12 protein-coding genes and 1 riboswitch are annotated in these 15,502 nt (G+C 39.8%); all 12 genes read left to right on the top strand.

The window, feature by feature from the left end:
• Positions 1–289 precede the first annotated feature (289 nt).
• The 12 genes from LJE12_RS10120 to LJE12_RS10065 all read left to right on the top strand — a co-directional run bounded on the left by LJE12_RS10120 (position 290) and on the right by LJE12_RS10065 (position 15,334).
• The gene (locus LJE12_RS10120) at positions 290–1,660 is read left to right on the top strand and encodes an ABC transporter substrate-binding protein (RefSeq protein WP_227226909.1); all 1,371 of its coding nucleotides are present in this window, start codon (positions 290–292) and stop codon (positions 1,658–1,660) included.
• Between the two features lie 73 nt (positions 1,661–1,733).
• A complete protein-coding gene (locus LJE12_RS10115) occupies positions 1,734–2,645 on the top strand; it encodes a carbohydrate ABC transporter permease (protein WP_008705933.1) in 912 nt (303 codons plus the stop codon).
• Between the two features lie 2 nt (positions 2,646–2,647).
• Positions 2,648–3,484, top strand: coding sequence for a carbohydrate ABC transporter permease (locus tag LJE12_RS10110; RefSeq protein WP_020993461.1), 837 nt, complete (start codon positions 2,648–2,650; stop codon positions 3,482–3,484).
• A gap of 17 nt (positions 3,485–3,501) precedes the next feature.
• Positions 3,502–6,375 (top strand): hypothetical protein, encoded by a 2,874-nt coding sequence (locus LJE12_RS10105; protein ID WP_055200978.1) that lies wholly within the window; start codon positions 3,502–3,504, stop codon positions 6,373–6,375.
• Positions 6,376–6,461: 86 nt separating this feature from the next.
• Positions 6,462–8,015: a response regulator transcription factor gene (locus LJE12_RS10100; RefSeq protein WP_055058545.1), complete on the top strand. Its 1,554-nt coding sequence runs from the start codon at positions 6,462–6,464 to the stop codon at positions 8,013–8,015.
• On the top strand, positions 8,015–9,841 hold the full coding sequence (locus LJE12_RS10095; RefSeq protein WP_227226908.1) for a sensor histidine kinase: 1,827 nt from the start codon (positions 8,015–8,017) through the stop codon (positions 9,839–9,841). Before LJE12_RS10100 ends, LJE12_RS10095 begins: the two co-directional genes overlap by 1 nt.
• Before the next feature lie 174 nt (positions 9,842–10,015).
• On the top strand, positions 10,016–10,387 hold the full coding sequence (locus LJE12_RS10090; protein ID WP_008705927.1) for a GntR family transcriptional regulator: 372 nt from the start codon (positions 10,016–10,018) through the stop codon (positions 10,385–10,387).
• A 3-nt stretch (positions 10,388–10,390) separates the two neighbouring features.
• Positions 10,391–11,236, top strand: coding sequence for an ABC transporter ATP-binding protein (locus LJE12_RS10085; RefSeq protein ID WP_227226907.1), 846 nt, complete (start codon positions 10,391–10,393; stop codon positions 11,234–11,236).
• The gene (locus LJE12_RS10080; protein WP_118339851.1) at positions 11,233–11,883 is read left to right on the top strand and encodes an ABC-2 transporter permease; all 651 of its coding nucleotides are present in this window, start codon (positions 11,233–11,235) and stop codon (positions 11,881–11,883) included. Before LJE12_RS10085 ends, LJE12_RS10080 begins: the two co-directional genes overlap by 4 nt.
• An 87-nt stretch (positions 11,884–11,970) precedes the next feature.
• A riboswitch (cobalamin riboswitch) is annotated at positions 11,971–12,239 on the top strand.
• Positions 12,240–12,354: 115 nt separating this feature from the next.
• Entirely contained in the window at positions 12,355–13,479 is a 1,125-nt protein-coding gene (locus tag LJE12_RS10075; RefSeq protein ID WP_227226906.1) for an ABC transporter substrate-binding protein, read from the top strand.
• 14 nt (positions 13,480–13,493) lie between these two features.
• Positions 13,494–14,579 (top strand): FecCD family ABC transporter permease, encoded by a 1,086-nt coding sequence (locus LJE12_RS10070; RefSeq protein ID WP_227226905.1) that lies wholly within the window; start codon positions 13,494–13,496, stop codon positions 14,577–14,579.
• On the top strand, positions 14,579–15,334 hold the full coding sequence (locus tag LJE12_RS10065) for an ABC transporter ATP-binding protein (RefSeq protein WP_022379819.1): 756 nt from the start codon (positions 14,579–14,581) through the stop codon (positions 15,332–15,334). Before LJE12_RS10070 ends, LJE12_RS10065 begins: the two co-directional genes overlap by 1 nt.
• Positions 15,335–15,502: the final 168 nt, after the last annotated feature.

Raw genomic sequence — 15,502 nt, 5'->3', positions numbered from 1 at the left:
GTTATCAGTAAAGCTGTCAGATACAACGAAGTCAGTAAAAACAGACAGGAATAAAAATTGTATAAAACTGGTACATAAACCAATTAAAACAGTACTGATTTATCAGTTGCTGTTTTTTTTTCGCAAAATAATACTTTTGTTCTATTGCTGTAAACAGCAAATATATCAATGTGTTTTCCTAATCTAAATGCTATAATCCGAAAAAAGTCCCATAGAGAAAATGCTATTAAAGGCTATATAATAAAACCATCAAAAACAAGCGCGCTGATAAAAAACAGGAGGAAATTTTATGAAGAGAAGAGGAATGGCTTTAGGTCTGGCGGCATTAATGACCTGTACTGCTTTATTTACCACAACTGCGAATGCAAAAAACAAGGGCAGTGACGAGAAAGAAACTATAAAATTCACTTACTGGGGAAGTGGAGACGAAAAAAAGGCTATTGAGGAATCTGTAGATAAATTCATGGAAGCAAACCCCAATATTGAAGTGGATCTGATGCATATTCCATCTGAGGATTTCCTGACAAAATTGAATGCTATGATTGCAGCCGGCGAAGCACCGGATGTAAGTTATTCAGCTTCATGGAAATGTCAGATGGGTGAGGATGGCCTGATTTATAACTTCTATGATCTTCTGGATGATATGGGACTTAGTAAAGATGATTATCTGTCTACCTGTTGGTGGAACTGGAGTCCTACAGAATCAGCAGGACCTGTTCAGGCCAATGTTACAACAAACCTGATGTATAATGTAGACTGCTTCGAAGAGGCAGGGGTAGATCTGCCGCCGACTAAGGTAGAGGAAGCCTGGTCATGGGATGAATTTGTAGAGATGGCACAAAAACTGACGCTGGATACAGAAGGAAGAAATGCAGCTGATCCGGATTTTGATGCAAATAATATTAAACAGTACGGTGTAATGTTTGGAACAGACTGGAATGTATATATGCCGTTTATTCTATCAGCAGGCGGCGGTTACTTAAATGAGAGTATGGACGGACTTGGATTAAATGATGAGAAGTCAGCTCAGATTTTACAGAATTTTGCAGATCTGATCAATGTGTACCATGTATCTCCTACAGCAGTACAGAAGAATGCAATGCCAAGCGCAGCAACAGCACTGGCTGCAAAACAGACAGCAATGTACATTGACGGAAGCTGGAACCATCTGGATCTTATGAATTCAGGATGCAACTGGGGCGTAGGTGTTCTCCCAATTGATGAAAACTATACTACTTTCTTTGATGGTGGTTCTTTGATTATATTCAAGAGTACAAAGCATCTGGAGGCTTCCGAAAAACTTTATCTGTGGCTTACAAATCCAGAAAGTTCAGAAAGAATCACAGAATTATACAGAACTTTATGGATGCCTGTACAGACAGAATATTATACTGATCCGGATAAGATTGATTTCTGGGCATCTGAAGAATTGCCTGCAAGACCAGAGGGCTTTCAGGACGCTATTGTAAAGGCAACTTATGATCATGCAGTAGTGGCAACCGAAATTAACGTAAAGAATTTTAATGAGATTAATACATTAGTGGGCTCTGCACTGGAACAGGTGTGGTCTGGAAAGAAAACGGCAGAAGAAGCAATGACAGAAGTAAAAAGCCAGACGGATTCTTTGGTAGAAGGAACCTATTCAGGAGAACGTTCTTAAAGTATTCAAGTGAAAGGCTGCTTTTGGCAGCCTTTCCTGATTGAAATAGCTATAATGCCAGAAAGGAATAAATATGCAGACGAAAATAAAGTATAAAATGACAAATCGCGAGAAAAGAGAAAATCGTTGGGGAATTTTATTCAGTCTTCCCTGTATTCTGGGATTTTTGATTTTTGCATTGCTTCCGATGGCAGTCAGTCTGGGATTGAGTTTTACAAATTTTAATTTTACAACAGGCGGACAGTTTATAGGAATCAGCAACTATAAAAATCTGTTCAGTGGAAGTGATCCGTATTTTTATAAATCATTACTTGTAACAGTAATTTATGTTGCGCTTTCTGTACCGACAGCTATCATATTTTCTTTTTTTATAGCAATGCTGTTAAATACAAATGTAAAAGGAAAAGGATTTTTCAGAACAATCTTTTATCTTCCGACTGTAGTTCCGATCGTAGCAATGGCAGCGATTTGGATGTGGATTTTCAATCCGGACATGGGATTGGCAAACAATATTTTAAAGGCAATGCATTTACCTGTAAGTACATGGCTTTCAGGTGAAAGTTCAGTTATTCCCACACTGGTTTTTATTAATCTGTGGACTACCGGATCAACAATGGTAATTTTCCTTGCCGGAATGCAGGATGTACCAAGACAGCTTCTGGAAGCAGTTGAGATTGATGGAGGCGGATTCTGGGCAAAGCTGCTTCATGTTACGATTCCTATGATGACTCCTACAATTTTTTATAATGTGGTAATGGGAATCATCAATGGATTCCAGATATTTACCCAGTCTTATGTTATGACACAGGGTGGACCAAACAATTCCAGTTTGTTCTATGTATACTATCTGTACAGAGAAGCATTTGAGTTTGGAAGAATGGGAAATGCCTGTGCAGTTGCCTGGGTATTGTTCCTGATCATTATGGTACTGACTGCAGTCATATTTAAGTTTTCCAACCGTTGGGTTTATTATGGAGGAGAATGAATATGAAGAATACAAAGAAAATTATTTCAAAAATTCTAATATACTTTGCGCTGATTTTAGGTGTTTTGTTTTGTCTGGTTCCTTTGTACTGGATGATCAGAAGTTCACTGATGAACACAGTGGAAGTGTTTATGATGCCGCCTCGCTGGATTCCTTCTAAATTTATGTGGGAAAACTATCAGGAAGTTTTTGATACACTTCCCTTTGGAAAATATTTCCTGAATTCATTTATTGTAACCGGAGGATGTGTAGTGGGAACAATGCTTACCAGTTCCATCTGTGCATATGGATTGGCAAGAATTAAATGGAGAGGCAGAAATGTGGTATTTGCCTGCATCATCAGCAGTATGATGCTTCCAGTTGCGGTTACTTTGATTCCTACATTTCTGATGTGGAGAACTATTGGAATAACAGACAGCTTTATTCCACTGATTGTTCCGGCATGGTTTGGAGGCGGTGCATTTTACATATTCCTGCTTCGTCAGTTTTATCTGGGAATCCCGAAGGATTTTGATGAGGCAGCATATCTGGACGGTGCTTCCCATATTCAGATTTTTACAAAAATTATCCTGCCAATTACAAAACCGGCCCTGGCTGTTGTAGGTATGTTTGCGTTTTTAAATTCCTGGAATGATTTCCTGAGTCCGCTTGTATATTTAAATTCTGAGAAAAAATATACAGTTGCACTGGGACTTCAGTTGTTTACTGGTTCTTACAGAGGTGAATGGAATTTAATGATGGCAGCAGCCTGCCTGGTGCTTGCACCTGTTGTGGTTGTATTTGCCATTGGTCAGAAGTATCTTGTTGAGGGTGTAACAATGTCTGGTGTGAAAGGCTAAGAATAGGAGGAAAAACAATGCATTTAAGAGGAAATGTGATTTATAATACATGGGAAAATTTCTGGAAAAAGGCATATAAGTCTTCTTATTTCAGAGCACAGTATGATGAAACTTCGGAGCGCACAGACTGGTCATTAAGTGAGAGACAGCTATTTACACAGTCAAATGGAAGAACACTTTTGGGCCAGGATACCATGGGCAGACTGCACTTTTTGTGCACTCCTCATGATAAAATTTATGCAGTACCATCCGGAGGAACAGATCTGGGAGGACAGTTTAAAGGATACATAGGTCAGTATTATCAGAATGATACAGCATTACTTCTTGGAAAAATGAAATATGATCTGGAGCTGGACAATGGTCTGATGATCTCAGGTGCAAATAAGCAGTCATGGACAACTTATTATGATGATTTTCTTCCGGTTACTGCTACAGAGCATCCGGAACTGGAAACCAGAATATTCTCTTTTGCGCCGATTCTGGAGAAAGAAGCAGTTCCGGCATCATCAATCCATCCGGTTCCTGGACCTGCAGGAGCATTCTACTGTATAGAAGTAAAAAATATTTCCGGATGCAAAATGAAAGGAAAACTTCGTCTGTCATTTGACCAGAAGTTTGTAAATCAGTTTGAGCATTATGGGAAATATTTCGATGATTATACAGTAACACCATATAAATCAGAATGGGATCAGAAATTGCTGGTATTATGGCACCCGGAAGCCTGTGCAGCAATTCAGCTTCTGGATTCCGTATGTGAAGGCCAGGGAGATAATCCTAGAATTTATGTACCATTTGAATTAAAAGCAAATGAAAGCAGAACATTTACAACAGTAATTGCTCTTACTCCAAAGAGAGAAGAGATTTATTCTGCCCTTGGAACACTGTATCAACATACACCGCTGGAATGGTTGAATGTTACTGATGATTTCTGGAAAGAAAGATTTGGAAAAATCACTACAGATATTCGGGAAAACCAGGAGGCTGGTGAGAAATACCGTGATATGCAGGTACGGTTTATTCTTGATAATTTTAACTGCCTTTCTTTCAGAGAAGATGGAAGTTTTCTGACCAACTGGCAGGGGGCACCGTCCCATAGTCTTTCGAGGCTCTGGGGAATTGATATTACTCCTGATGTGGTAAGTGTTATGTATGCAGTACCTGAGGTAGGAAAAAGTGCAATGTTTTATCTGGCAGAAAGAAACCGGCCACGTTATAGCCTGTATTCGGATCATAGTATGTTTTACTATATTTCTCTGCTTGTAATAGCAGGAAAATATCTGGAGCTGACAGGAGATGAGAAATTCTTCAGAGATCATCCGGAACTGGTTGCTGCTATTGATGAGATCTACGATGGAATGATGAAGCATAAACATAAAGAAAAAGCACTGATTTCTAGCAGATACGCCAGCGATCTTATTGTATTCCGCAAGTATGATTACGGTGCAAATGTACAGTGTTATTATGCGTTGAAATCTTACAGAAGAATTCTGAAACTTCTGGAACGGGATGCGACAGATGTGGACAGATTTATGGAACAGATGAAAGCAGACATGAAAGAACTGATGGAAGGTAGCGGACCATTCGGCAGACAGATTACAGGCGGAAACAACTTAGGTGAGAATGAGGAACGCTTCTATATCCAGGATGATCTGAATTATTATGGCGGTGAGGATACTGCTACAGTTATGGCACCTTTGTATGGGCTATATGAGTTCGATTATGAGCCATATGTAAATCTTCATAGATATGCACGTTCTATGTATATCACAAACTATGATCCGGAATTCCAGACAATGCGTGAATTACATTTTGGCATGAATCCATCTGCAACAGGCTGTACTTTAAAACTTGGCGGAAGTCTTACCAGACAGGAAATGCTTGATAACCTGAATCTCCTTTACGAACGTCTGGATGAAACAGGCTCACTTTTCTGGTGGCCAAGAGCAACAAATAAGAAAAGATGCCTGACTAGATGCAGCCAGGGACAGGGGGCATGGATTCAGCAGAGTATTGAGCAGTGGTTTGGTCTCAGGATGGATGGAACACAGAAAACGCTGGTCATCAAGCCACAGGGATTGCTTTCCGGTTATAAACTTCAGAAAACACATCTTGGAGCTTATGTTTTTGATATTGAATATAGAGAAGAAAAAGGAAAAACTGTTATTAATATTAAAAACTATAATGAGGAAGCAATAAAGGTTATTTTTGAAGTACGTAAGTACGGTGCAGGTGCACAGGGAGAATGTAGAAAAGTAGAGGAATTAGTATTGGCAGGAGCTCTTGTTGAGAAAGAGTTTGTTACAGAGACAATGGCTGTGCAGGAAACGGATATTGCAGGAGCTGAGTGCAGCACAATGACAGAGGATGGAATTTTGTTTAGTCCATATGGAATTATCATGCCTAAACTTTATAATTCAGACTGTGGAATCTTTTTATTCCGTTATCTGATCAGCCAGTCAACAGACACAGAATGGAAAAATGCAGAAGTGAAGATAGAAGTTCCTGATGGATGGAAAGTACAGTATAAACAATTCTATCACTGGGATTATCAACCTGTATTTTCAGACAATAAGGCAGTATGCATGGTGGGAGAAGTACCACAGAATACCCATAAGGTAGCTGGTTTTTACATCAGTTTGCCAGATGAACTGGCAGGAGGCGAGAAGAGCGTGATGCTGTCAGAGCATCCTTTCCCTCAGGATACACAGCATAAAATGAAACAGGTAACCCTGTATGTGGAGGGACAGAAAACACAGGCAGCAGGAGTGATCAGTGCAAGTCTTGAGACGGATGGAAAACAGTGTAAGGTTTCAGAAATACCGGTACTGATTCTTTCCAAGGAAGACTATGCCGATGCATTGGATAAGATGTATCACGGAACAAAAAAATAGAATTTGTAAAGACAGGTGTGCAATTGTTCATGCACACCTGTTGTGCTATAATCAAAACGTATATATCAGACAGAACAGGAGATAAAATGTACAATATATTAGTAGTAGATGATGAGCGAATTCACAGAGAAGGACTTATTATGCTTCTTGAAAAAATATGCCCGGACGATATGCTGTGGGAAGCATCAAATGGTCAGGAGGCAATGGAGATCATGAATAATATTTCCTGTGAGATTGTGATCAGCGATATACGTATGGCAGAAATGGACGGCTTACAGCTGCAAAAAAAAGTAAAAACAGATTATCCAGAAACTGCATTTGTGATTGTAAGCGGATATGCAGATTTTTCCTATGCAAGAGAGGCGTTACAGTTTCATGCAAGTGATTATCTGCTAAAGCCTGTAGATGCAGAAGAGTTAAAGCGTGCCATTAAGAAAATAAAGAAATCAAAAAATCAGGATCAGGTTCAAAAACAAAAAGTAGATCAGATGGAACGACGATTGAAGGAATCTGCATATGGATATATGGAGTGGCTTCTGAATCAGTATATCCACCATACACGACGTAAGGTATGGGAGCCCTTAAGTGAGATGTTTCCTCTGAGACAGGAAGGCTATCTGATGTTGATCCGGATCAATAAGCAGCATCTGATTCTTAATGAAGAGATGAAACGGGAGATAGGGTATTTTATAAAAAAACATCTGATAGATACATCGTCAATTACATTTCAGGTCAACGGAACAGAAAATCTGCTGGCTGTGTTGGCCTTGTCAGGATCAAGAATTGAACAGGAACAGATCACTCAGATAGAGGAGTTTATTCAAAATATCCTGGTACTTGAGAAAAACAGAATTTATTTTGCAGTCAGCTCTCTGTATTCGGATATGGAAAGCTGCGGAAACAAGGCATATGAAGAGGCTATGGCCGCGATGAAGTATTCTTTTTATGAAGAAGAAAGATATTTGCAGGCAGAGAAATATCTGTCTGATGAAAAGCAGGAGGATTCTGTAGGCAGTGAAGCAATTCTGAATTCTATAAAAGAAGGAAATCTGGAAAAAAGCGAAGCAATTTTTGAAAAAATAACAGAGGTTCTGTCAGAGCATAAAAGTGTTCAGCCGGATATTTTTAAAAGAAAAATCGTATTCTTTTTTTTCAGAATCTTACGTTATATGGAGCCCTATCTGAAAGCTGAACACTTGTCAGAATTAAATGCATTGGATAATCGTCTGATCGAAAGTCAGTGGTATTCTGAATTGAAAAAAAGGTCAGCGGAATTAATAAAAAATATAATCGCTTTCCGGGAAATAGCAGATTCACAGGAGACAGATCCTTTGGATGAAAGCAGGCGGTATATAGAGGAACATTACCAGGACGAGATCAGCCTGGAGCAGATTGCTGCATTGTATCATTTTAATGCTTCGTATTTCAGTACTTTATTTAAGCAGAGATTCGGAATTTCCTTTTCTGAATACCTGTCAGATATTCGTATGGAGAAAGCAGAGAATCTTTTGAAAACATCTTCTGATAAGGTAAGGAAGATTGCATTGGAAGTAGGGTATAAGGATCCCAATTATTTTAACAGGGCATTTAAGAAACGTCATAATATGACACCTGAAGAATTTCGCAAAAGAGTTGGGTGATGATGGAAAAATTAAAATATACAAAATTTAAAACTCTGCTGATTAGTTCATTTATTTGTATTTCCATTATTCCTGTTGTGCTTTTGGGTTTATTTATCTTCCATTTGTCAAAACAGGAACTGATCAGGCAGTCAGAAAAACAAATGTGGCAAAATGCTGAGAATGTCAGTGATATTCTGGATGAAAAGTTGGATTATATTGAGGAATTTTCATTAAAAATAAATGTAGATGCGAGAATTTATAAAATATTTCAGAATCTGGATACGTCTGACAGTATGCAGCTTGAAAGTGCCAGTCAGGAAATTTCAAAAATTTTGTTGGACTATCTGCCGTGGAATAACACGGTTTATTCTACGCATATTGTGACTCCGTATTATCAGTTTGGCGAAAAGGAAAAGAACTATTATCCAAATTATAGCTTTATGGGTTCTAAAATACAGAAAGCAGCAGATGAGGCAAATGGAAAACTTGTGTGGATTCCGGCATATAATTATATGGACATGTTTTCAATTGAAGATATGCCGAGAGATTTTCTGGAATATGAGCATGTATTTACGGCTGTCAGAAAGCTGCAGTTAAGCAGGGTAGAATCAGGACATATTGAACATCTGGAAAATAAGACTGATCAAATGTATCTGGTGGTTAATTTTACAGAGGATAATCTGAATAATATGCTGAAAAAGTATACAAAGGCAAATTCTCAGATTCTTTATTATATCATGAGTGAAGATGGCAGTGTTGTTGGTCCTTACGGTGAGAATGAATCAAAGCTGTTTCGAAATGTAACTGCAGCTGATATGGGAATTACGGAGAATAAAGGAACTGTAAAATACTACGGTGCAAATAATCAGGAATATATCGTAACCTATTCCAAAAGTATGGTGACGGGATGGTATACACTTGCCATGATTCCAGTTAATGTTTTCAGCAAGAATATTGCTACAGATCTTACCAGGGCAATATTGATTCTGGTAACTATAGAAATTATTTTATCTGTTATTACGGCTGTTCTTATTTCCAGAAAGATTGGGAAAAAAGTTTATAAACCGCTGCACATGATAGAGAAAACAGGAGAGGGTAATTTTACTGCAAGAATTGTATATGACAACAGGGATGAGTTTGCGTTTTTTTATAAAAAACTGAATGAAATGAATCAGAACCTGCAGATGTTGGTTCATGAGAAATATGAGATGATGATCCAGAAACGAGACACGGAGATCATGTCGTTAAATATACAGATGAATCCCCATTTTCTCTATAATTCGCTGAATATCATTAACTGGGTATGCCTTAAAGGAGAACAGGAAAATGCCAGCAAAATGCTTTTGGATCTGTCGAGAATGCTTCAGTATACCAGCCAGAATGGTGATGTTCTGGTTCCGCTGTGGGAGGATCTGGACTGGCTTAAACGGTATATTGGAATTATGCAGAAAAGATATCAGGATCAATTTGAAGTGAGTATGGATATACCGGAGTATTTAAGAAGTCTGGAAGTTCCAAAGTTATTTCTGCAGCCGTTTGTAGAGAATGCCATTGTGCATGGATTTAAAAATTATCAGGATTCCGGGAAGATCTGGATTTCAGCAGAGGAAGAAGAAAATGATATTCTTTTTTATGTAGAGGATAATGGATGTGGAATCTGTGAGGAAGATTTGAAAGAGGTTCTGAATAAAGAGCGAAAGAGTATAGGCGTCAGAAATACAAATAAAAGGATTCGTATGATTTATGGAGAGAAATATGGGGTTACCATAAGCTCACAGCTGGAAGAAGGCACAGTTGTAACCATAAGACTTCCACTAAAAGTTAATTCGAAAAAACAGAGTTAGATTAAGGTTATATGGATATTCAATTTTATGAGAAGGCGATTGTGAAAGATTGCCGGAAATAAGGTTGAATATCCATTTTTGATTATAAGCAAATAAATATCATGTATAACAGTATAAAACAGTTGACAACAGTTATGCACTGTTATATACTGTTTGCAGATGGAGGAGAAACATATGCATATAATAATCAATAATTCATCCATGGTACCTATTTATGAACAGATCATAGACCAGATTAAGTCTGCGATTATCAGAGGAGAGTTACAGCCGGACACTGTATTACCTTCAGTACGCAGTTTGTCAAAGGAACTGAAGATCAGTGCCCTGACTGTGAAGAAAGCCTACGACAATCTGGAAGAAGAGGGATTTACCGTCACTGTTCATGGAAAAGGAACCTACGTTGCAGCCACAAATAAAAACCTGATGAGGGAAGAACAGCTCAAAGAAGTAGAACATGATCTGGAGCAGGCAATCATGAAGGGCAGAAGATGTGGACTGAACGATGAGGAAATCAGAAATCTTTTTGAAATGATCATGGAGGACTAAGACATGTTGAAAATCAGTCATTTGCAGAAACATTACAGAGGTTTTTCGCTGGAATGTTCTATGGAAGTACAGCCTGGGATGATTACAGGACTTATTGGAAGAAATGGTTCCGGGAAATCCACCACATTTAAAGCTTTGCTTGGCCTGATCCATCCGGATGGCGGAGAGATAGAGGTCTTTGGGAAAAAGGCAGAAGAGCTTAAGCCGGAGGATAAGCGGAAACTGGGAGTTGTTTTTGCAGATTCAGGCTTCAGTATGTATCTGACAGCAGCGGGCGTGGCAAATATCATGAAAAGCATATATCCAGATTTTGACAGAGAGAAATTCCTGCAGCAGTGCAGAAGATTCAATCTGCCCACAGACAAGAAAATCAAAGAATTTTCCACTGGTATGAAAGCAAAGTTTAAAGTACTGGCAGCATTAAGCCATAAGGCAGAACTGCTGATTCTGGATGAGCCCACAGTTGGTCTGGATGTGATTGCCAGGGATGAGGTGCTGAACATGCTGAGAGAATATATGGAAGAAAATGAAAGCAGTTCTATTCTGATCAGTTCCCATATTTCATCAGATCTGGAGAGTCTTTGTGACGATTTTTATATGATCCATGCCGGAAAAATTATCCTTCATGAGGATACAGATGTACTGCTGTCAGATTATGCAGTTCTTAAAGTTGCAGAAGAAGAGTACGAAAAACTGGATCAGCAATACCTTATTAAGATCCGGAAAGAAGCTTATGGATACAGGTGTCTGACAAACCAGAAACAATTTTATATGGAAAATTATCCAGATGTTGTAATTGAGAATGGAAAGATTGATGATCTGGTAGTGATGATGGAGGAACAGGTATGAAGGGATTATTTGTAAAGGATATAGAACTGATGAAACAGCAGAAACAGTATTTTATCCTGGTTATTGTAATGGGAGTCATCCTGAATCTGGCAGGAAGTGGGAGCGTCAGTTTTGCTATAGGATATTTTACGTTTGTCACAGCAATTTTTGCCATTACGACTATAAGTTATGATGAGTTTGATAATGGTCTTGCATTTCTTATGACCTTGCCGGTTACCAGAAAACAGTATGTGGCGGAGAAATATCTGCTGGGAGCAGGGCTTACGGCTGCAGCGTGGGGAATTGAAGCAATAACGGGAGTGATCTGTAAAGGTGTGGCAGAGCTTCAGGGGTGCCTGAGTGAGAAAATTATTGGCACTCTGATATACATTCCACTGGCGCTTCTTATGTTGTCAGTATCGCTCCCGCTTGTAATACATTTTGGAGCAGAAAAAGGACGTTATATTGCAATGGTCATGTGGGCTATTATAATTGCCGTAGTTTATGCTCTGATAAAAACAATGGGACTTTCAGCAGACGCAGTCGATGCATGGCTGAATGGACTGAACCGGGGAATGGTATTGGCTGGAGTTGTATTGTTTACAGTAATTGTATATATGGGGTCTTTTGGGATTGGTGTCCGGCTTATGGAGAAGAAAGAATTCTGATGTGTCTCGAATATGGTTGTAATTATAAAAGCAGTGTGCTAGAATTGTATCAGCGTAATTGAATAAGCTGTTAAGTGAACATTATCATATGCAGATTTTGTGTATGGTAATGTGAGAGGGAATCAGGTGAAATGCCTGAACGGTTGCGGCCACTGTATACAGAAAAAAAGCGGGATTGTAATATGTCATTGCATAAATATGTGAGAAGGCGGAATCCGGCTGCCAGAGAGTATCTGGAAATATTTCTGATACAACATTCATGAACTGCTGAAGCATGGATGTTGTATCAGTTTTTATTTTGTGGAAACTTTCTGTGAACTGTGAGTCAGGAAACCTGCCTGACAGCGTAAAGAAGGAGCTTCCGTAAAAAGTATCCGTTATTCTTATCACTTCTATTTTACTTTTTCTGAAGTCCCATCTTTTCGGTTACACGAACAGATAAATAACATATACGAAAAGAGAGGAAGTCAAATGAAAAACAGGTATTTATCCACAAGAATCATGGCAATTATGATGGCAGCAGCTATGGCAGTTTCCGCAGCTCCGGCAGCTTTTGCAGCAGAGAGAGCAGACTCTGAGACAATCAAAGAGGACAATCAGCCGGCAGCAGATGCAGACTCTGATACACAGGAAGATGCAGACGCACAGGATTCAGCAGATGCAGATAAGACAGCAGACGCAGAAGGTACAAAGACAGAATATCCTCTGACCATCACAACCTATGATTATGATGGAAATGAAATCGAAACAACCTATGAAAAGGCACCGGAGAAAGTTCTTGCTGTATATCAGGGAAGCATTGAAACCATGCTTGCACTTGGCCTGGAAGACCGTCTGGTAGCTACTGCAGGTCTTGACAATGAAGTTCCGGATGAACTTAAAGATGCATTTTCAAAAACAAATTATCTTGATGAATTTACCCCATCCCTTGAGACTGTAACGATGTTGGAGCCAGACATGATCTTATCCTGGAGCTCCCTGTTTTCTGATAAAAATCTCGGAAATGTAACAGACTGGATCGACAAAGGCTGCAACACTTATTACAACACAAACACACGCCCTGACGGAGACAGAACTCTGGAAAATGAATTTACAGACATCTTAAATCTTGGAAAGATTTTTGATGTACAGGACAAAGCACAGGCAATCGTAGATGATGCACAGGCAGTGATCGATAAAACTCTTACAGCAACAGCAGATGTAGAAGAGAAACCAAGCGTAATGGTTCTGGAACCTCTTGGAGAAGATATCACAAACTATGGTGCAAAGAGCCTTGGTGGAGATATGGTAACACAACTGGGTGCGACTCTGGCAAACCCGGATGCTTCTACAGCAGGAAAAGAAGATATCATTGCAGCAAACCCTGATGTGATTTTTGTTGTATACATGCCATATGCAGGTGATGATCCGGAAACTGTAAAAGAAAGCCAGCTTGCCGTTATCAAGGATGACGAAGCACTTCAGAGCCTTGACGCTGTAAAGAACGGTCGTGTTTATCCGATCATGCTCAGTGAAATGTACGCAAGTGCAACACGTACACAGGATGGTATTGAAACTTTCGCAAAAGGATTATATCCGGATGTGAATCTTGACTGATTGAGGACATAACAGTGAAAGAACAGGTTTCACAGACAAAAAAAGGCAGTGTGCTCAGGACATCCATGTATGTGGCAGTTCTTATCGGGCTTGCGGCATTTTTGATTTTTTCCATTCTGGCAGCGATCACTTTTGGAAATGCAGATCTGTCACTGAAAGATGTATACAGTGTCATTGCGTATAAATTGTTTCATATCAAAAGCCTGTCCGCCTATGCAGAAGGCGCAGTTCACGATGTTGTGTGGCTCATTCGACTGCCCAGAGTCCTGCTGGCTCTGGCAGTTGGAATGGCTCTTTCCGTCTGTGGCGTAGTTATGCAGGCGATTGTCCAGAACCCACTGGCAGATCCGTATGTACTTGGTATTTCCTCCGGTGCATCCTTTGGTGCAACACTGGCGATCATGCTTGGAGTTGGTGGATTTCTCGGTGGAAACTCAGTTGGTGTTACTGCATTTATTGGTGCAATGGTCACTTCTTTTGCAGTCATTGCTATTGCAAACATGGGCGGAAAAGCTACTTCTGCCAAACTGATCCTTGCCGGAATGGCTGTCAGTGCGGTATGTTCTGCTTTTTCCAATTTTGTTATCTATATCACCAACGACAAAAATGCAGCAACAGAAGTAATGAAGTGGACGATGGGAAGCCTTGCAGGCGCAAGCTGGAGCAGAGCAGGTGTGATGTTTCCGGTTACATTGATCTGTGTGATTATTTTCTGGACGCAATATCGTAATCTGAATCTGATGCTGTTAGGAGATGATGTATCGATCACACTGGGAACTGATTTGCACAGGCTGAGAACTTTTTATCTGATCGTTGCTTCTGTAATGATTGGATTTGCAGTATATTGTGCGGGTGTGATCGGCTTTGTAGGACTTGTGATCCCTCATGTGATCAGAATCCTGTTTGGAACAGACCACAGAAGATTACTGCCATTAAGTGCACTGCTTGGTGCATCATTCCTGATCTGGTGTGATGTGGCATGTCGTGTGATCCTGAAGAATTCTGAGATGCCGATCGGTGTGCTGGTATCCATTATCGGTGCTCCATGCTTTATTTATCTGCTTGTGCGGAAATCCTATGGATTTGGAGGTAGTAAGTAATGAAGATCACTACAGAAGATATTCAGGTCGGATTTCACGCCAGACAGATACTGAAGGGAATTTCCATAGAGTCAAAGGATAAGGAACTGGTAGGGATCATCGGACCAAACGGAAGCGGAAAATCTACATTATTAAAATGCATCTACCGTATCCTGAAGCCAGATGCAGGTGCCGTTTATCTGGACGGCGAAGAACTCCATTCCATGAGCGTAAAAAGCTCCGCCAGAAAAATGGCAGTTGTGGCACAGCACAATTACTACAACTTTGATTTTACCGTACGGGAAGTCGTGTTGATGGGACGTGCACCTCATAAGAAAGCATTGGAACGGGATAATGCAAAAGATTACCGGATTGTTGAAGAAGCACTGAAAACGGTACAGATGGATGCATTTGCGGATCGCACATTTTCTACGCTGTCAGGTGGAGAGCAGCAGAGGGTTATTCTGGCAAGAGCACTTGCACAGCAGACACCTGCACTGATCCTTGATGAGCCGACTAACCATCTGGATATCACACATCAGATCATGCTGATGGAACTGGTAAAGAAACTTAACGTAACTGTAATATCAGCTATCCATGACCTGAATATTGCGGCGGCATACTGCGATAAGATTTATGTATTGAAAGATGGTGTGCTGGAAGGATATGGAACTCCACAGGAAGTACTCACTTCGGAGCTGATCAAAAGGATTTACCAGGTAGATTCGGAAGTGGTAAATGACAGCCGCGGGAAGATGCATATTTTATTTTTATAATATGAGAATTGACAGGCCAGAGTCAGAAAAAATTTTGACTCTGGCCTGTTGTATATGGAGAAAAAAGATGAATAAGATAGGAATTTTAACAACCGTAGCAAGAATTCCCTCACCTATAGGTGATGGGATGAATTGCACATTCGAGCATGTCTGCTCAAATTCATAAAA

Source organism: Blautia sp. DFI.6.71, assembly GCF_020593585.1.
GTDB classification, from domain to species: domain Bacteria; phylum Bacillota; class Clostridia; order Lachnospirales; family Lachnospiraceae; genus Blautia_A; species Blautia_A wexlerae.
The sequence above is the reverse complement of the archived record's forward strand: the minus strand, read 5'-3'. Positions and strand labels throughout refer to the sequence as shown.